At 58.8% G+C, this 15,796-nt stretch carries 20 protein-coding genes; 5 read left to right on the top strand and 15 right to left on the bottom strand.

The features are described from left to right. Positions 1 to 187: 187 nt before the first annotated feature. The 11 genes from GURA_RS02185 to GURA_RS02135 all read right to left on the bottom strand — a co-directional run bounded on the left by GURA_RS02185 (position 188) and on the right by GURA_RS02135 (position 10,077). On the bottom strand, positions 188 to 811 hold the full coding sequence (locus GURA_RS02185) for a V-type ATP synthase subunit D (protein ID WP_011937367.1): 624 nt from the start codon (positions 809 to 811) through the stop codon (positions 188 to 190). Continuing rightward, complete coding sequence (locus tag GURA_RS02180; RefSeq protein WP_011937366.1) at positions 808 to 2,130, bottom strand: V-type ATP synthase subunit B; 1,323 nt, start codon at positions 2,128 to 2,130, stop codon at positions 808 to 810. Before GURA_RS02180 ends, GURA_RS02185 begins: the two co-directional genes overlap by 4 nt. 240 nt (positions 2,131 to 2,370) lie before the next feature. After that, positions 2,371 to 3,903, bottom strand: a complete 1,533-nt coding sequence (locus GURA_RS02175) for a sensor histidine kinase (RefSeq protein WP_011937365.1) — start codon at positions 3,901 to 3,903, stop codon at positions 2,371 to 2,373. A gap of 71 nt (positions 3,904 to 3,974) precedes the next feature. Then, positions 3,975 to 5,585 carry a V-type ATP synthase subunit A gene (locus tag GURA_RS02170; protein ID WP_041245222.1) on the bottom strand — a complete coding sequence of 537 codons (1,611 nt, stop codon included), beginning with the start codon at positions 5,583 to 5,585 and terminating at the stop codon, positions 3,975 to 3,977. Beyond that, the gene (locus GURA_RS02165) at positions 5,582 to 5,902 is read right to left on the bottom strand and encodes a V-type ATP synthase subunit F (protein ID WP_011937363.1); all 321 of its coding nucleotides are present in this window, start codon (positions 5,900 to 5,902) and stop codon (positions 5,582 to 5,584) included. Before GURA_RS02165 ends, GURA_RS02170 begins: the two co-directional genes overlap by 4 nt. Then, entirely contained in the window at positions 5,899 to 6,864 is a 966-nt protein-coding gene (locus GURA_RS02160; protein WP_041245221.1) for a V-type ATPase subunit, read from the bottom strand. The genes GURA_RS02165 and GURA_RS02160 overlap by 4 nt, the downstream gene beginning before the upstream one ends. A gap of 4 nt (positions 6,865 to 6,868) precedes the next feature. Further along, complete coding sequence (locus GURA_RS02155; RefSeq protein WP_011937362.1) at positions 6,869 to 7,432, bottom strand: V-type ATP synthase subunit E; 564 nt, start codon at positions 7,430 to 7,432, stop codon at positions 6,869 to 6,871. A 12-nt stretch (positions 7,433 to 7,444) separates the two neighbouring features. Next, positions 7,445 to 7,657, bottom strand: coding sequence for an ATPase (locus GURA_RS02150; RefSeq protein ID WP_011937361.1), 213 nt, complete (start codon positions 7,655 to 7,657; stop codon positions 7,445 to 7,447). A 14-nt stretch (positions 7,658 to 7,671) separates the two neighbouring features. Beyond that, the gene (locus GURA_RS02145) at positions 7,672 to 9,555 is read right to left on the bottom strand and encodes a V-type ATP synthase subunit I (RefSeq protein ID WP_157046108.1); all 1,884 of its coding nucleotides are present in this window, start codon (positions 9,553 to 9,555) and stop codon (positions 7,672 to 7,674) included. After that, positions 9,530 to 9,874, bottom strand: coding sequence for a hypothetical protein (locus GURA_RS02140; RefSeq protein ID WP_011937359.1), 345 nt, complete (start codon positions 9,872 to 9,874; stop codon positions 9,530 to 9,532). The genes GURA_RS02145 and GURA_RS02140 overlap by 26 nt, the downstream gene beginning before the upstream one ends. 17 nt (positions 9,875 to 9,891) lie before the next feature. Next, on the bottom strand, positions 9,892 to 10,077 hold the full coding sequence (locus GURA_RS02135; protein WP_011937358.1) for a putative signal transducing protein: 186 nt from the start codon (positions 10,075 to 10,077) through the stop codon (positions 9,892 to 9,894). Positions 10,078 to 10,308: 231 nt separating this feature from the next. Between GURA_RS02135 and GURA_RS02130 the strand changes: the two genes are divergently transcribed. The 4 genes from GURA_RS02130 to GURA_RS02115 all read left to right on the top strand — a co-directional run bounded on the left by GURA_RS02130 (position 10,309) and on the right by GURA_RS02115 (position 12,830). Then, positions 10,309 to 11,175 (top strand): SCO family protein, encoded by an 867-nt coding sequence (locus GURA_RS02130; RefSeq protein ID WP_157046107.1) that lies wholly within the window; start codon positions 10,309 to 10,311, stop codon positions 11,173 to 11,175. 6 nt (positions 11,176 to 11,181) lie between these two features. Beyond that, a complete protein-coding gene (gene coxB, locus GURA_RS02125) occupies positions 11,182 to 12,117 on the top strand; it encodes a cytochrome c oxidase subunit II (protein WP_011937356.1) in 936 nt (311 codons plus the stop codon). Positions 12,118 to 12,234: 117 nt separating this feature from the next. Further along, on the top strand, positions 12,235 to 12,516 hold the full coding sequence (locus GURA_RS02120) for a type II toxin-antitoxin system RelE/ParE family toxin (protein ID WP_011937355.1): 282 nt from the start codon (positions 12,235 to 12,237) through the stop codon (positions 12,514 to 12,516). An 11-nt stretch (positions 12,517 to 12,527) separates the two neighbouring features. Beyond that, positions 12,528 to 12,830, top strand: a complete 303-nt coding sequence (locus GURA_RS02115; protein WP_011937354.1) for a HigA family addiction module antitoxin — start codon at positions 12,528 to 12,530, stop codon at positions 12,828 to 12,830. Between the two features lie 54 nt (positions 12,831 to 12,884). Here the strand turns inward: GURA_RS02115 and GURA_RS02110 are convergent, their stop codons facing one another. From GURA_RS02110 to GURA_RS02100, 4 genes are all read right to left on the bottom strand, one after another. After that, positions 12,885 to 13,223 carry a zinc ribbon domain-containing protein YjdM gene (locus GURA_RS02110; RefSeq protein WP_011937353.1) on the bottom strand — a complete coding sequence of 113 codons (339 nt, stop codon included), beginning with the start codon at positions 13,221 to 13,223 and terminating at the stop codon, positions 12,885 to 12,887. 77 nt (positions 13,224 to 13,300) lie between these two features. Further along, positions 13,301 to 13,435: a HepT-like ribonuclease domain-containing protein gene (locus GURA_RS24505; protein ID WP_327049746.1), complete on the bottom strand. Its 135-nt coding sequence runs from the start codon at positions 13,433 to 13,435 to the stop codon at positions 13,301 to 13,303. Continuing rightward, positions 13,389 to 13,637, bottom strand: coding sequence for a HepT-like ribonuclease domain-containing protein (locus GURA_RS02105; RefSeq protein WP_011937352.1), 249 nt, complete (start codon positions 13,635 to 13,637; stop codon positions 13,389 to 13,391). The genes GURA_RS24505 and GURA_RS02105 overlap by 47 nt, the downstream gene beginning before the upstream one ends. Beyond that, positions 13,630 to 13,920, bottom strand: a complete 291-nt coding sequence (locus GURA_RS02100) for a nucleotidyltransferase family protein (RefSeq protein ID WP_011937351.1) — start codon at positions 13,918 to 13,920, stop codon at positions 13,630 to 13,632. The genes GURA_RS02105 and GURA_RS02100 overlap by 8 nt, the downstream gene beginning before the upstream one ends. Before the next feature lie 187 nt (positions 13,921 to 14,107). On the opposite strand from GURA_RS02100, the gene ctaD reads away from it, so the two are divergent. After that, positions 14,108 to 15,736 (top strand): cytochrome c oxidase subunit I, encoded by a 1,629-nt coding sequence (gene ctaD, locus GURA_RS02095; RefSeq protein ID WP_011937350.1) that lies wholly within the window; start codon positions 14,108 to 14,110, stop codon positions 15,734 to 15,736. The last annotated feature ends 60 nt before the right edge of the window (positions 15,737 to 15,796 follow it).

Raw genomic sequence — 15,796 nt, 5'->3', positions numbered from 1 at the left:
ATATCATTTATGCCATCATTAATGCCATCAAAAAATTATGCAGCATCATCTTTTCCATGCGGCCGCCCACCCTACCGCAAGGACAGCGAGCACCGCCTGCCACGGCATGTGGAACAGTTCGATTTCATTTTTTTCGGTCAACCGCCTCAATGTCACACGGTTTCCATTGCCGTGGAATGTTTGTCCTTCACCCCGTCCCCTGCTTTTCCTTGTATCGCTTCAAACGGTAATAAGCCTCCCGCTCCCGTTCGCCAATATACTGGGCAATGGACCTGATCCCCCGTGACAGCTGGGGAAGGACCCGCTCCTCCAGCACCCTGACCCGCCTCGTGACGCGGACGATCTCGTCGCCGAGCCTTTTCAGGCGGCTCTCGAAGGCCGCGATCTCCAGCATCGCCGCGACGATGCTCTCGAACAGGTAGATGGCCTCCTCCAGGTGGGGGGTGGTGGTCCGGTAATCGTATCCCCTCTCCGCGGGAGACCTGACCGGTGATTCCAGCATCGCCACATCCCGGTACCTGAGCCCCATGACGCTCCGTTCCGCTATCTCCACCCCCAGTTCCCGACCGCTTACCGCCAGCAGGGACCCGAGGAAGGTTTCCCCCTCGTGGCCGAGGCTCAAGTGCAACTCGGCAAGCGCTTTCCCATAAAGGGTCTTGACCTCTTCCCGCGAACGGAGGAACGGCATGGAAACGGCAAGGAATTCCCGGATCAGCGCCTGGCGCCGCGCCTTGAGAATTGCCGCGCTGTTGGTCACAGAGCGGGATTTCTCCTTGAGCAGCAGAAGATTTGTCCGGGTCGGATGGATCATGCGGCCTCCAGGGAAAACCGCTTCAAGAGCTCTACACCCCGGTCGAGACTCCCGTTAATGTCCCGCCTCGCGCTCCCCTGGTGGATGAGTTCCCGCTCGAAGGCATCCGCAAAGTCGAGCATGACCCTGTCGCCTGCCGTCATCCCTTCCCTCCCGACAATCGCCTCCAGGCGGCGCAGATCCCTCCCCTTCGCATAATGCCTGTAAAGGCGATCGGCTATGGCGCGGTGGTCCGATCTGGTGTGTCCGGCGCCGATCCCCCGCTGCATGAGCCTGGAGAGGCTCGGGAGCACGTCCACCGGCGGGAATACCCCCTTCTGGTGCAGTTCCCGGGAGAGGACGATCTGCCCCTCGGTGATATAGCCGGTAAGGTCGGGAATGGGGTGGGTGATATCATCCTCCGGCATGGTCACAACCGGCAGCATGGTGACCGAACCGGCCATACCCTTGATCCGCCCGGCCCGCTCATAGAGGGAAGCCAGATCGGAATACATGTAGCCGGGATACCCCCTCCTGCCGGGGAGTTCCTCCCGTGCCGTGGAGACTTCGCGCAGGGCATCGCAGTAATTGGTCATGTCGGTGATCAGCACGAGCACGTCCATCCCCCTGTTGAAAGCCAGGAACTCGGCAGCTGCAAGGCCGAAGCGGGGCGCCAGAAGCCGTTCCACCACCGGCTCGTCGGCCCGGTTGACAAAGGCGACGAAGCCGGTTTTCATCTCCGCCAGAGACTCCATGTAAAAGGAGTAGTCATGGTGGGTCAGCCCCAGGGCCACGAAGACCACCACGAACTCCCCGCCACCCGCCAGCCGGGCATTTTGCAGGACAGCCGCCGCCACCTCCCGGGATGGGAGCCCGGCGCAGGAAAAGACCGGGAGTTTCTGCCCTTTCACCAGGGTGTTGAGCGCGTCGATCGCAGTAATCCCGGTCTCGATGAACTCCTCGGGCCTGGCACGCGCCGTCGGATTGATCGGCTGGCCGGTCGCCGGCGTCCAGCGTTCCGGGACAAAGAGGGGAGAGCCGTCGATGGGATGGAAGGATCCGTCGAAGACCCGGCCGATCATGTCCGGGGAAAGTGGGGCCATTTTGACCCCATCGGTGAATGCCACCGGCGCATCCATGCCGAGGCCGCGGGTCTCGCCGAAAACCTGGATCAGCACAGTCTCCCCTTCGATCTTCAGGACTTCGCCGTCCACCGTTTCCCCGTCAGGATGAACGATCCGCACGATCTCGCCGGCCCTGGCGTTGAACACCCGCTCCACGAACAGGAGCGGTCCCCTGATGGATGAGATGGTGCGGTAGATATGCTCGGAGAGTCTCATGGCTTCATCCCTGTGAAGTTCCCGTACACCCAGCATTATTTAGTTGGTTTTTTGCATCCGCATTCCCCCCTCACCCTAACCCTCTCCCACAAGGGGCGAGGGGACGTTAAAGCTCCCCTCCCTTGATGGGAGGGGGTGGGGGAGGGTGTAATGTGCTGGTTTTTATGGCTTGGAGAGTCAGTGTTATTTTCTAACCGGACACTACTGCATACAACTGCATTTCTTTCGGTCCGGTTACTCTTACCGTTCCAGGGAGAAGTAGAACGTCGCTCCTTTTCCCTCTTCCCCCTCCGCCCAGATGTGGCCGCCATGGCGGTGGATGATCCGCTGCACCGTGGCCAGACCGATGCCATGACCCGCAAACTCGGTCGCGCCGGACAAGCGCCCAAAAGCTTCGAACAGCCTGTCCGCCTCACCCATATCGAAGCCGATGCCGTTATCCCGGACAAAACAGGCGGGTTTCCCCGCGACCTCCGTGCCCCCGAATTCGATCAGCGCCTCTTCCTGTTTGCCGCTGTACTTCCATGCGTTGCCCAGGAGGTTTTCCATTACCACCCGCAACAATCTCGCGTCACCAGTCACCGTTATCCCTTCTGTAATATCGAATTTGACCCGGCGCCCGGGCTCCTCCAAGCTGAGTTTCGCGGCAACCTCCTTTGCTATTTCGCTGAGATCGACCGCTTCCCGGCGCAGTTCACCGCGCGTCAGTTGGGAAAATCTCAGCAGGGTGTCGATGAGATGGTTCATGCGCAGGGTCCCGTCGTAGATCTCCTGGAGGAACCTTCTGCACTGTTCATCGAGACTGTCGCCGTACAGCTCCAGCACCAACTGGCAGTATCCGTTGATGTTGGTCAGGGGCTTGCGCAGATCGTGGGAAACGCTGTAGCTGAAGGCCTCCAGTTCCTTGTTGGCGGCTTCAAGATCAGCGGCTCGTGATGCCAGGTTCGTGTTCAATATCTCAATCTCCTCCTCCATCCGCTTGCGTGCGGTGACGTCTTTCATCAGGACGAGGAGATACTCCTCTCCGTTCAGTTCGATGATGACCGCCGACAATAACCCCACAAAAACATTGCCTGTTTTGTCACTCATGGACATTTCAAGGTCGCGGACCGGACCTTGCCCACGCAGCCCTTCAAGCATGCGGGCGCGATCATCGGGATTAGTCCAGATACCTAACTCTGTCGAGGTGCGGCCGATGATATCTTCGCGCCTGTAGCCGCTGAGCCGTTCGAACGTATCGTTGACCTCGACGAACCGCCCCTCAGCCAAAGTGCTGATGGTAATCGCAATGGGGGCGTTGCGAAAGACCCTGGAGAACTTTTCCTCCGATTCACGCAGCGCCTCCTCCACCCTCCTGCGGACGGTAACGTCTTCCGCTACGGCAATGAAATAGTGGGGCTCGTCATCAATCGTGCGTACCAGGGATATGCTCAGATTTACCCAGACAACGGAGCCATCCTTGCGGATGTAACGTTTCTCGAATAAACAGTGCTGTATCTCATCGGCCAGCAGCCGGCGGATGTTTTCAAGATCTGCGGGGAGATCATCGGGGTGGGTGATCTCCTGAAAATTCATATTCCTTAACTCAGCTTCAGGGTAACCGACAATATCGCAAAATTTTTGATTTACCAGCAGCCAACGGCCGTCCAGCTCCACCAGCGCAATGCCGGCCGCTGCCTGGTTGAAGATGGCGCGGAAGTGAGCCTCACTGGCCTGCAGCTCCTGGGTCTTTTGTTCGAGCAGTGCCTTGATTTCGTCGATTTTTTCGGACATCGGTCACCTGATCTTCATTTATCCTGTTCGGACAGTCGCGCGTTACACCCTTTAATTTTTGCCGGGGTTTTTCAGCTTTTCAACACCTCGTCCAGCAGAACACCTTCCTTGAGCCTCGCCGCAGCCCGGTCGTGAAACTCCAGGATCTCGCCTATTTTTGCCACGGTCTGTTCCGGCGTAGAAAAGGCGTCCTCGGTATAGGCATTCTGGCAGAGGAACTCAAGCCGTATCCGCTCGGCAACCTTCATCAACAGGCGGTCCGCATCCTGGAGCCCTTCGATCCCCACGATCTCCGCCACTTCACGGAGCGACTCCTCACGTTGCAGCATCTCCCGGCAGCGCCTTAGCAGCTCTTCCCAGCGGGGTGAAATTTCGGCGGTGAAATGCCTGACAATATTCCGCTCATAGAGGGAATAGCTCTGAAACCAGTTGATGGCCGGAAAATGCCGGCGATGGGCCAGGGCCGTGTCGAGCATGAAAAACGCCCCGGCAGTCCTCAGGCAGGCCTGGGTCACCGGCTCGGTAAAATCACCGCCGGGCGGCGAAACGGAAAGGATCATACTCAGGGAGCCGATCCCGCAGTTCATGGTCTCCACCACCCCCGCCCGTTCAAAGAACCCTGAAAGACGCGAGGCGAGATAGGTGGGATACCCCTCTTCCCCCGGCATCTCCTCCAGGGACGACGATATCTCCCGGAGCGCCTCTGCCCAGCGGGAAATGCTGTCGGCCAAAAGAAGAACGTGGTAGCCCATGTCCCGGTAGTACTCGGCCATGGTTACGGCAGTGTAAATGGAGGCTTCCCGCGCCGCCACCGGCATGTTCGAGGTATTGACCACGACAATGGTCCGGTCCATGAGGGGCTTGCCGGTCCACGGGTCGCTGAGTGCCGCGAACTCGTCGAGGAGCTCCGCCATCTCGTTCCCCCGCTCGCCGCACCCCACGTAGACCACCAGGTCGACGGCGGAGAATTTGGCGACCGACTGCTCGAGCACGGTCTTCCCCGTGCCGAAGCCGCCGGGGAAAACGGCAGCCCCCCCCCGGGCCAGGGGGAAGAGGAAATCGACGGCACGCTGTCCGGTAACGAGGGGAAGATCGGGGGAAAGTTTCTTCCGGTAAGGCCGCGGCTTTCTCACCGGCCATTCCCTTATTGCCGTGATCTCCCGGCCGTCGGCAAAGGCCCCGACCGGTTGAGTCAGGTTGAACTCGCCGTCTTCAAGCCTGGCAATGGCGCCGGATGCACCGGCAGTCAGCGGATGGCGGAACGCCCCTTCCTCCACATAGCCGATGATGTCGGAGGCAACCACCTCATCTCCAGCCCGGCGCAGGGGAAAAAATCTCCAGGGACGCTCCAGTTCCAGGGGATAGAGGTCGCTGCCGCTGCATATGAACGGCCCGCATTGCCTGAACAACCGCTCCATGGGGCGCTGCAGGCCATCGAACATGCCGGACAAAAGCCCCGGTCCGAGACGGGCGGTCAGAGGCGTATCGAGCCCTTTGGCCGGCTCATGGACGCCGAGCCCCCTGGTATCCTCGTAGACCTGGACAACTGCACGTTCCTGCTCCAGCCTCACCACCTCGCCGATGAGCATCGCCTCGCCCACGCGTACCATGTCGTAGAGCTTCAACCCCTTCAGGTCAACCGTCACCGTCGGTCCCGATATGGCCACTATGCGACCTGTCATACCTGCAACCGCACATGATAGCCGACCGCCCGCCTGATGAGACGCAGCGCGTAGTCTTCCTCCTCCGCCTCCGCCTTTCCCGGGGCGGGAAGGACGAGGAGAATGCCGTACCAGCGCTGCTCCATCTCCCTGAAGCGTGTTTCATCGATCCCCGCCAAAAGCCGCTCGTCGATGACCACCACCCCGCTGTCCGGGTCGGCCAGGACCTGCCGCAGCACCCCCTCCGCATCCTCCGGAGCAACGCAGTGCTGAACCGCGCCGCTTAGGCCGAAGCCATAGCGAGCCTCTCTCGGGGTAATAAAGGTGATGTTTTTCACTGAAGCAGCTCCGTTCTCAGGATTTCCCGATCCATCTCTCCGCAGTGGGCCAGGATGCTCAGGTTCCGCGCCTCCATATAACAGCGCCAGAGATAATCCAGGATAAGGCCGATACCGTCCGGCTCCCGCGCTTCCCTGCGCAACAGCCTGGACAGCCCTTTAAGCAATAGCGGCTCCGGCGAGGCCCCGACAGAGATCTGCTCCCGCATCCCGGTCAGGGTGCACACCAGCGGAGGAAGGGCGTTCAGCCCCTCCCCATCAAGGAGTCCCCTGAAGGTCGATCCCTTCATGCGGCCGCCGGCGATGAAGGAGAGTGGAAGCTTGATGCGCCAGCGCAGCTGCTTGAAAAGGGTCATGATGTTCGTCATGTCGATGAGGTAACGGAAAAATATACCCACTGCGGGATGAAGCCTCCCCGCAACAACCTGCTCCAGGAAGAGGGTGACCAGATGCCGTTCGACCCCGTCCACACCCTCCTTCCCGTAGATGCCGCGAAGCCGCGCATACTTTACGTCGTCCCGGGCAAACAGATTGCATATCTCCTCCGCCACCACGGCCGTTTCCCCTGCCCCGACCAGCAGCCTCCTCACTTTTTCGGCCAGAAGGCTGTGCGCCAGAATCCCTTCCAGTTCTGCACCGTTTGTCCTCTGCCTGGTACGCAGACAAAGGACCAGGGTCTTCAACTCGAACCAGGTGAATACCGGGGAGAATATTCCCCTGAGTCTTTCATCCATCTGGCCGTAAACCCAGGCTGACTCTTCGAGCAGCGAGGCCCATATCGCCTGTTCGCGTCCGGCGCCGAGCTTGCCCCGCCGGGGTGAGACCGGCACGGCCTCAAGCGGCTCGGCAGCGGAGAGCAGATGCCGCCAATCGGCAACCAGCCAGCTCCGCCGCACACTGATCCGCGCCAGCAGGTAATCGACAGGGTATCCCCTCCCTTCCACGTGGCGTAATATTTCCATAGCTTCACAGCTCCCGGTAAATGTCGCGGAGGATCTCCGGCAGGAGCTCCGGCCATGCCCGCTCCATCCGCTTCTCCAGGGTGTTGACGACAGAGATACTCCCCCCTTCTTCCGAAACCTCCAGTCCGCCGACAATTGCCGGGTGGGAGACAATCTCCGCATTGGGAAAATGGCGGGCCGCAAGCGCCATGTCCGCCGGATTGACCACCACCCGACGCCACTCGCCAGGGGGAAGCTCCCGCACCAGGTCGGCAAAGAGCTGCTCATACCCTTCGTCCCTGAGGTGGTGGAGGGACGAGCGTGCCAGCAGGAAAAGCCGCACGGCCAGGGCGCTTTCCGTTGCGAGCCTGATCGATGATGCCTTGCTCTCGGCGTCGGCAAGAATGGCCCTGGCCTGAGCGGCTTCCAGCGAAGCCAGCCGCTCGGCATACTCCGCCCTCAGCCGCTCGATCCGGGCCGAAGCGTCCCCCTTCACCCGTTCCGCCTCGCGCTCTGCATCACTTCGAATCTTCTCGAGCTGTTCCTCCCCGTCCCGGCGGAGCGCCGCTATCAGTTCCACGTACCCCATGACGCTCCCCTGCTACAGATAGAGGATCATGGCCGCCACAACAAAGCCGAGGATCACCATGGTTTCGGGAATGGCGAGCATGATGAGCATCGTCCCGGTCAGCTCGGGTTTCTCGGCAACGGCACCCGCCCCGGCTGAACCGATCTTCGACTGCGCCCACCCCGTGGCGATGGCGGGGAGCCCTATGGCCAGCGCCGCCGCAAAACCCAATAGTACCTTTTCCATAATTACCTCCCGGATCAACGGTCTTTCTTGAACGGTTCGAATCGCCTCCCCCCCGCTTCAAGGAACTTGCTGAAAAATTCCACGTAATGGAGCCGCAGGGACTGGATGGTGGGTGAAAACACGCCGAGGACGAGGTTGACGGCATGGAGCAGCCCCGCAACCACAGCGCCGGTCACTACGTCGCCGGTCATTCCCCCCAGGCGATTGGCCACGTTGGCGAGGAGGACCGACGCAAGCCCTATGGCCATGATCCTCGCGTAGGAGATGATGTTGCCGATGTTTTTCAACAGCTCCAGGGGGGCCAGGAGGCCGCCGGTGACGATCAGGAGCAGCACGGCCGCCAGGAGTACGGCCATCACCGGCCCGGCCAGGACGTGGGGGAAGAGCTCGAAAAACGACACCAGCAATGCCGCCAGGCAGAGAATGATGATTATGTTGAGGAGTTTGAAAAGCGCTTCCCTCTTCGTCTTTCGCCTTACGGCCGACAGGAAGCCGAGAGAGAGCCCCAGCACCACCTGGACAAGGCCGACCGTCAGCGAAAAGATGAGCATCGGCGCCACCCCCCTTTCCCTGGAAATGAACGGCGTTTCCAGACCGGTAAGTGTGGTTCCCAGGCTGCCGAAGAATTCGCCGTAGAACAGGCCGAAAACAATGGTGTAGGTGGAGGATATGAGCAGGATCTTCGCCCCGTCCCTCACGGCGGCCCGTTTCTTGACGCGCTTGAGCAGGATAAGGGCAACAACGAGGAGTATCAGTCCGTAACCTACGTCACCCAGGATCATGCCGAAGAAGAGCGGGAAGAAAATGCCGATGAACGTGGTCGGGTCAAACGAGGTGTAACGCGGCAGCGGCAACAACCGGGCGAACAGCTCAAAGGGCTTGAAATAGGTGGGGTTCTTCAGGGCGACCGGCACCCGGTCCAGGTCCTCCTCAAGCATCCGCTTTTCCTCCACCACCACCTTGCCGCTAAACCGCCCGTTCAGCTCTTTTCCCAAGAGCGCCACGTCCGCAGACGGCATCCAGCCGTGGATAAAGAAACACATGCAGGTCTCGTGGACCATGGCGCTTTGCCTGAGCAGGGAGAGCCTGTCGTCGAGCCACTCCCGCACCCGCTGGTAAATGGCCAGCCAGCGCCCCGCAAACCGCTCCAGTTCCCTGTCGATGGCCGCAATCCCGGCAGCAAGCTCCGCCAGCCGCTGCTGCGCAAAATTGATCTTTTCCGGGAACGAGAGATGGTCGAAAGATGGGGGAAAGGAGAGCTCCGGAATGTGCTCGTCGGAGAGGGCCCGCTTCACCCTTTCCGAAAACTCCTTTGCCGTGGATATCAGGCCGATGACGGTTCCGTCTGCAGCCTTCGTCGTGACGATTTCAAACCTCCCCCCGGTCAGCCGGGCCAAAATCAGCCGCAGGTTCTCCACGAGCTCCGGCTCGCGTATTGTCACCCCGATAAAGTCCAGGCCGGTTCTCGCCTCGACGCCTGCCAGGAGGTTTTCGATGGCCCCGAGAAAAGCCGTATAGCGGCCGAGGTCGCGCTCTTCCCTGCGCATGGCCTCCTTCTTCAGGCAAATCCCGCCGAAGTAAGCGACGTGCTTTTCCGCCGTGGCGGCAATTACGTCGATCACGCTCTGCGGGTCAAGATAGCTCTTCCTGACGGCAACCACGGGGAAACAGGCGCAGAGGTCATCGATCTTCCGCCGGAGGTCCTCGAAATAGATGCGTTGCGCCAGGCTTTTCTCATCGAGCAACAGCGATCTGACCTCCGCTTCCTTCCCCTCCGCGACAAACCCACTGATGTCCGGTTCGACCTGAAATACCCCGAGCTGCTTGAGCAGCTCAAGCACCGGCAGGAGCAGCTCTTTCGGCCCGATGATTTCAACCTTCGACATCCCGACTATCATGCTGTTTTCCCGGCGCTATCCTGGTAAGATGCCTCATTATGTGCCGCTGCAGGGCCTCTTCAACGAGCCCGGCCAGTTTTTCCGCCTGTGCGGATGCATCGCCGACCAGAACGGCGGCCCGCTTCTCTACTTCTGCCTTGGCGGCTGCCAGCGCATTATGAAGCTCGATCTTTAACCGTTCCTCCTCTCTTAATACCTCCTCCTCACCGTCCCGACGCAATTGTTCAAGGCGCGTCTCAGCGCTGCTTCGCTCCGTTGCGAGCCGCTCCCGAATCTCCTTCTCCACCTCGACGATGGCGGTGAGAATGTCTTTTTCCATAACCGTCACAGGGAAAACTAGCGGACTTTTTGCTGCATCAGTTCCTCTGCCTTTGGCAGGTCCTCCTCGGCCACGTGTACCTGCAAGGACCCTATTCCCGCTTCAGGCTCCCGGGAGAGGAAATACTCGATTCCCCCCTTTTTCAGGACAGCTTCCACCATCGCCAGTTCGGCCTCATCCTTTGGATCATAAAAGCGAACCATACAAAGCACCTCCCGCGTTTTATCAATATCTTATCACAATGCACAAGCTTCGCATCATCCAGCGACGCGGACGGCGGCAAATCCGGAAAAAGCATTTTTAGCCGCGAGAATATTCAATGCATATGAAACTGAACGCTTTCACCAGATCGATGATCTCCTCCTCGTTGCAATATCACCGCTTTTGGTTAAACTTTTTCCATGCCCATACTCTCCTCACAAAGTCAGCCGGTTATGAAGAGGATGCCCGTTCACCCCGGGACCTTGCTGATCGGCGCACTGCTCGCCCTCTGCCTGACCGCCGCCGGACTTGTGCCCGGCCGGCTGGAGGCGCATACCCTCCAGGATGAAAAGTTGCCGAACGTCGGCGTAGACGAAAAACCGGGGGCCCAGGTCCCGCTCGACCTCCCCTTCACCGACCAGGACGGCAGGAAGGTCCGGCTGGGAGATTACTTAACCGGCGGGCCGGTCATCCTTACCCTGAACTATTACTCATGCCCGACGCTCTGCCCGCTCATCTTCAGGAACCTCTCCGACACGATCATCGCCATCAAGGGGCTCTTGCCCGGAAAAGACTACCGGATCGTCACCGTCAGCATCGACCAGGAAGAGACGACCGCCATGGCCCGCGCCAAGTCGGGCGAAACATGGAGGATGCTGCCGGGGCTCGCCAACCCTGAACGAAACTGGCCGTTTCTCCTCGGGACGGAAACTGCGATCGAGCGCCTGACCAAAACCGTGGGGATGCGGTATGTGCGCCTGGAAAAGAACAACTACGCCCACCCGTCGGTCATTCTCGTCCTGACCCCGGCGGGCAAGGTCGCCCGTTACCTCTACGGGATCGAACAGCGCCCGGCCGACCTGAAGCTCGCCCTCCTGGAGGCTGCGGACGGCAAGATCGGCGGCTCCCCCTTCCTCAACCAGGTGCTCCTCTACTGCTACCACTATGACCCGATAGGGAAAAAGTACGCCCTGGCCGCGGTGAACGTCATGAAGATCGGCGGGGGAGCGGTCCTGCTCCTCATGGGAGTGCTGCTCTTCTCGCTGTGGCGCAGGGACAAGGGGGGGGCAGAAACCAGGGGAAAGAAAACGGGGGGATAACAGCGCATGAACATCTTCTTTGCCCCCCGGGTCGGACAGCTGGCCGAAGAGGTGGACGCCCTCTTTATCTTCATCTTGCTCGTGGGGCTCTTCTTTTTTCTCATCACCCAGGGCGCCCTCATCTGGTTCGCCGTCCGGTATCGCAAGCGAAAGGGGGAGAAAGAGCCAGATACCCCCTACATAACCGGCAACCGACTGCTGGAAACCGTCTGGGTGGTGGTCCCATCGTTTCTCATCCTGGCTATATTCATTTACGGCTACCTGGTGTTCCGGGACATCCGCACGCCGCCACCGGGGACCGCGGAAATCAACGTCACGGCCAGGCAGTGGCTTTACCTGTTCAAGTACCCGGATGGCCGGACCGCCGTCAACGAAGTGCGGGTCCCGCAGGGGAAACCGGTCAGGTTCATCATGACCTCCGCGGACGTGATTCACGGCTTTTATCTTCCCGAGTTCCGGTTAAAGCAGGACATCCTCCCCGGCAGCTATACCTCCCTCTGGCTGCAGCCGGAGAAGGAAGGGAAGTACGACATTTACTGCACCCAGTACTGCGGCACCGGCCATTCGACCATGCGCGCCGTCATGATCGTCATGCCCGAGGAGGAGTACCGGGAGTGGCTGGCGGGCAAAGAGGAGGAGGAGAAAGGGGAGCCGCTGTGGGAGAAGGGTAAGGAGCTAGCGGAAAAGTCCGGTTGCCTGGCATGCCACTCCATCGACGGCTCGCCGAAGATAGGCCCCACCTGGAAGGGGCTGTTCGGCAGGACGGTGACCTTTACCGACGGCACTACCACTACGGCCGACGAGCAGTACATCAAGAACTACATCGAGGAGCCCAACGTCAAGGTAATCAAGGGGTTCCAGCCGGTCATGCCCTCTTACAAGGGGATGCTGAAGGACGACGACATAACAGCGATCATCGTCTATATCAAGACGCTGAAGTGAACGGCGCTGAGAAAGATCTCGCGGCAGGAGGGTCAAAAGGCTAAGGGAGGACTATCCAGCACCTTTTTCGCTCTTTCAGGGTTGATTTATATAAACAAATTGTTTATATTTTTATCAATGATTACTTCATTCGCAAACAAAGAAACAGAAAAACTCTTTACAACCGGGAAGTCAAAAAAGCTCCCTACGGAAATCATCACCCGCGCGATCATGCGCTTGACGCAATTGGACAATATACGCGAGGTATCGGATTTGCTGATGCCTCCATCAAACCGCCTTGAAACTCTTTCCGGCGATAGAGCAGGACAGTGGAGCATCAGGATTAATGACCAGTGGCGAATATGCTTCAATTTTGCCAACGGCGAAGCAACGGATGTCGAAATAACCGACTACCATTAAGGAGAAATCTCATGGTCATCAAAAACGGACTTCCCCCCATTCATCCCGGGGTATTCCTGAAGGAAATACTCGACGAACTTGGCATGTCGCAAAATGCTTTTGCTCATGCAATTGGCGTTTCACCAATGCGGATATCACATGTTATCAAGGGCTCACGCCCTGTTACTGCTGAGCTGGCTGTACTTTTTGGAAAGGTATTTAGCCAGACACCGACCTACTGGATGAACCTGCAAACCAGCTATGACCTGAAAACCGCTGAAAAAATGCTGGTCCAGAGGTTGCGACAAGTACAGCCGTTATCGAAGGCTGCGTAGGATCTGCCGCTGTAGGCATTTTCCAAACCCACGCCCTTCTCTTTATGCGCTGAGCTACGCCTTTTTTACGAACTCTGATTTCAACTGCATCGCGCCAATGCCGTCAATCTTGCAGTCGATATCATGGTCGCCCTCAATAAGACGGATATTCCTGACCTTGGTCCCCACTTTAACTACAGATGTCGAGCCCTTTATCTTCAGATCTTTCACCACTGTGACAGAGTCACCGTCATTCAGTACGTTCCCATAGGCATCACGCACGACACGCTGCTCGCTGCTCTCTACGGCCGCAACCATTGCCCATTCATGGGCACATTCCGGGCAAACATACATATTCCCGTCTTCGTATGTGTATTCTGAACTGCATTTCGGACATTTTGGCAAACTGCTCATACTCTCTCCTGTTTTTAATTGGCGATAAGGGATTAAGGGGGGCGTCGGGATTAGGATTGCAACTTTGACAAGGACTCTCAGCTCATCCCTTCAAGCAGGGACTTAAGCTCCGGCAACCTTTCCTTGGCGACTTTCCAGACCGTTATGAGATCGACTCCCATATAGTCATGGATTAGTACGTCGCGCATGCCGGCCATCTTGCTCCAGGGGATATCGGGATATTTTTTTGCGGAAGGTTGCAGGGATGCCTTTTGTAGCCTCTCCAAGCACTTCGAGACTCCTGATGACTGCATTGACGGTCTTTTTGTCCGCTGCAAACGTCTCAAAGGTCATACCGTGGGTAAATTCCTCTATCTCCGCGATGGCATTGCGGATATCGTCGAGATAGTCGGATATCTCCCGCCCCCTATACATACTCTACCTCGGAGATGATGCGTTTGCCGATGGCAGGTTTGAGGGCTTTTTCCATGACAAGGTCGACCTTGTGATGAAGCAGTGCCTCCAGGAATTCCTGCAGATCGATGAACTCGAACAGGTCTATATCCCGATCAAAGGAGACGAGGATATCGATGTCACTCTTTTTGCGCTGCTGCTCGCGCACATATGAGCCGAATAGTCCCACCCGCATGACACCATAACGGGCTTCTATTTCCGGCTTGCTGTGCCTGATTATGTCAATGATCTCCTGTTTGCCCATGGGTATCTAGTATCATAAAACGGACGGCATCGCAACGGTGGATCCATGACAAAACCGATGAATGGTGGACCAGGACTTGGCTCCTCCTGAACCCGATTTTTCCTTGCCGGACGGTGCGGGGTGCACTAGACGTGCTATACTTTAGTCTGCGACCTCTGCTACCGGCACTACCCACAGGAAACGGTTGATGACGGAACTTGCCGAAAGCCATACGACCGCCGACCGCGGCTACCTGACCGAGAAAGGTTTCCGGTCCTGGGCCTACACCCTGGACCACAAGCGGATCGGGGTCATGTACCTCTTCACCACCCTCCTCTTCTTCTTCGTCGGCGGGATGTTCGCCATGCTGCTGCGCCTGAAGCTGATGACGCCCGGCCCCGGCTTAATCTCCGACCACACCTACAACGTCTTCTTCACCCTCCACGGCGCCCTGATGATCTTCCTCTTCATCATCCCGGCCATCCCCTCGGCACTGGGGAACTTCTTCATTCCCATCATGATCGGCGCCAGGGACGTGGCCTTCCCCCGGCTCAACATCATCAGCTACTGGATCTTCGTCGCCGGGATCATCGTCACCCTCGCCTCCCTCTCTAGCCCCATGGACACCGGCTGGACCTTCTACACCCCCTACTCGGCACGGACCGGCGCCGCGGTCACCACCCTCTCCCTCGGACTTTTCCTGGTGGGAATGTCGTCGATCCTCACGGGAATCAACTTCATCGTCACCATCCACCGGCTGCGGGCGCCGGGGATGACCTGGAACCGGCTCCCCCTCTTCATCTGGGGGATGTACGCCACGAGCATCATCCAGGTGCTGGCCACCCCGGTGATCGGCATCACCTTCCTGCTTCTGGCCGCCGAGCGGCTCTTCGGCATCGGTTTCTTCGACCCGGCCAAGGGGGGCGACCCGCTCCTCTTCCAGCACTTTTTCTGGTTCTACTCCCACCCGGTGGTCTACGTCATGATCCTCCCCGCCATGGGGATCATATCCGAGGTGATCCCGGTCTTTTCCCGCAAGCCGATTTTCGGCTACCGGGCCATCGCCTCGTCGTCGCTCGCCATCGCCTTCATCGGCTTCCTCGTCTGGGGGCACCACATGTTCGTCAGCGGCATGTCGAGCACCGCCAGCGTGATATTCTCGTTCCTCACCTTCTTCGTGGCCGTGCCGACCGGGATCAAGGTCTTCAACTGGATCGCCACCATGTACCGCGGGTCCATCACCTTCGAGTCCCCCATGCTCTATGCCCTGACCTTCATCTTCCTCTTCATCGCGGGGGGGCTTACCGGCCCCTTCCTCGGGGCCCTCGGCACCAATGTCCAGCTCCACGACACCTACTTCGTGGTGGCCCACTTCCACTACACCATGATGGGGGGGACGGTGATGGGTTTCTTTGCCGGGCTCCACTACTGGTTCCCGAAGATGAGCGGACGGATGGCGAGCGAGAGGCTCGCCAGGGTTGCCTGGTGGTTCATCTTCATCGGCTTCAACGTCACCTTCTTCACCATGTTCATCCTGGGCTTGAAGGGGATGCCGCGCCGCTGGGCCGAATACCCTCCCCAGTACCAGGATCTGCACATCGTCTCCACCGTGGGATCGTGGGTCCTGGCAATCGGGGTGTTCATCATGTTCTGGAACTTCGCGTACAACCTCTTCCGGGGCAGGCCGGCGCCGGCAAACCCCTGGCGGGGACTGACCCTGGAATGGCAGACATCTTCTCCGCCGCAGACGGAGAATTTCGCGGAGATCCCGGTCGTCACCGACTGGCCATACGGCTATGGGAAGAAGGATGATAAAGGTTCGAGGAGCAAAGAATGAGGAATGAGGAATGAGGAGCGAGGATAGAGGAACGAGGATTTTTCAGCCTCGAACCTCGTC

It is taken from the genome of Geotalea uraniireducens Rf4 (assembly GCF_000016745.1).
In the GTDB taxonomy this organism is placed as follows: Bacteria; Desulfobacterota; Desulfuromonadia; order Geobacterales; family Geobacteraceae; genus Geotalea; species Geotalea uraniireducens.
This window is presented reverse-complemented; position numbering and strand designations above follow the sequence as displayed.

Bases quoted from the DNA above. Each gene is read 5' to 3' on its own strand.
- GURA_RS02145 (WP_157046108.1), bottom strand. From the start codon at position 9,555: ATGATAGTCGGGATGTCGAAGGTTGAAATCATCGGGCCGAAAGAGCTG.
- GURA_RS02130 (WP_157046107.1), top strand. From the start codon at position 10,309: ATGAAGAGGATGCCCGTTCACCCCGGGACCTTGCTGATCGGCGCACTG.
- GURA_RS02110 (WP_011937353.1), bottom strand. From the start codon at position 13,223: ATGAGCAGTTTGCCAAAATGTCCGAAATGCAGTTCAGAATACACATAC.
- GURA_RS02120 (WP_011937355.1), top strand. From the start codon at position 12,235: ATGATTACTTCATTCGCAAACAAAGAAACAGAAAAACTCTTTACAACC.
- GURA_RS02135 (WP_011937358.1), bottom strand. From the start codon at position 10,077: ATGGTTCGCTTTTATGATCCAAAGGATGAGGCCGAACTGGCGATGGTG.
- GURA_RS02170 (WP_041245222.1), bottom strand. From the start codon at position 5,585: ATGACAGGTCGCATAGTGGCCATATCGGGACCGACGGTGACGGTTGAC.
- GURA_RS02140 (WP_011937359.1), bottom strand. From the start codon at position 9,874: ATGGAAAAAGACATTCTCACCGCCATCGTCGAGGTGGAGAAGGAGATT.
- GURA_RS02115 (WP_011937354.1), top strand. From the start codon at position 12,528: ATGGTCATCAAAAACGGACTTCCCCCCATTCATCCCGGGGTATTCCTG.
- GURA_RS02160 (WP_041245221.1), bottom strand. From the start codon at position 6,864: ATGGAAATATTACGCCACGTGGAAGGGAGGGGATACCCTGTCGATTAC.
- GURA_RS02185 (WP_011937367.1), bottom strand. From the start codon at position 811: ATGATCCATCCGACCCGGACAAATCTTCTGCTGCTCAAGGAGAAATCC.
- ctaD (WP_011937350.1), top strand. From the start codon at position 14,108: ATGACGGAACTTGCCGAAAGCCATACGACCGCCGACCGCGGCTACCTG.
- GURA_RS02150 (WP_011937361.1), bottom strand. From the start codon at position 7,657: ATGGAAAAGGTACTATTGGGTTTTGCGGCGGCGCTGGCCATAGGGCTC.
- GURA_RS02105 (WP_011937352.1), bottom strand. From the start codon at position 13,637: ATGTATAGGGGGCGGGAGATATCCGACTATCTCGACGATATCCGCAAT.
- GURA_RS02155 (WP_011937362.1), bottom strand. From the start codon at position 7,432: ATGGGGTACGTGGAACTGATAGCGGCGCTCCGCCGGGACGGGGAGGAA.
- GURA_RS02100 (WP_011937351.1), bottom strand. From the start codon at position 13,920: ATGGGCAAACAGGAGATCATTGACATAATCAGGCACAGCAAGCCGGAA.
- GURA_RS02175 (WP_011937365.1), bottom strand. From the start codon at position 3,903: ATGTCCGAAAAAATCGACGAAATCAAGGCACTGCTCGAACAAAAGACC.
- coxB (WP_011937356.1), top strand. From the start codon at position 11,182: ATGAACATCTTCTTTGCCCCCCGGGTCGGACAGCTGGCCGAAGAGGTG.
- GURA_RS02180 (WP_011937366.1), bottom strand. From the start codon at position 2,130: ATGAGACTCTCCGAGCATATCTACCGCACCATCTCATCCATCAGGGGA.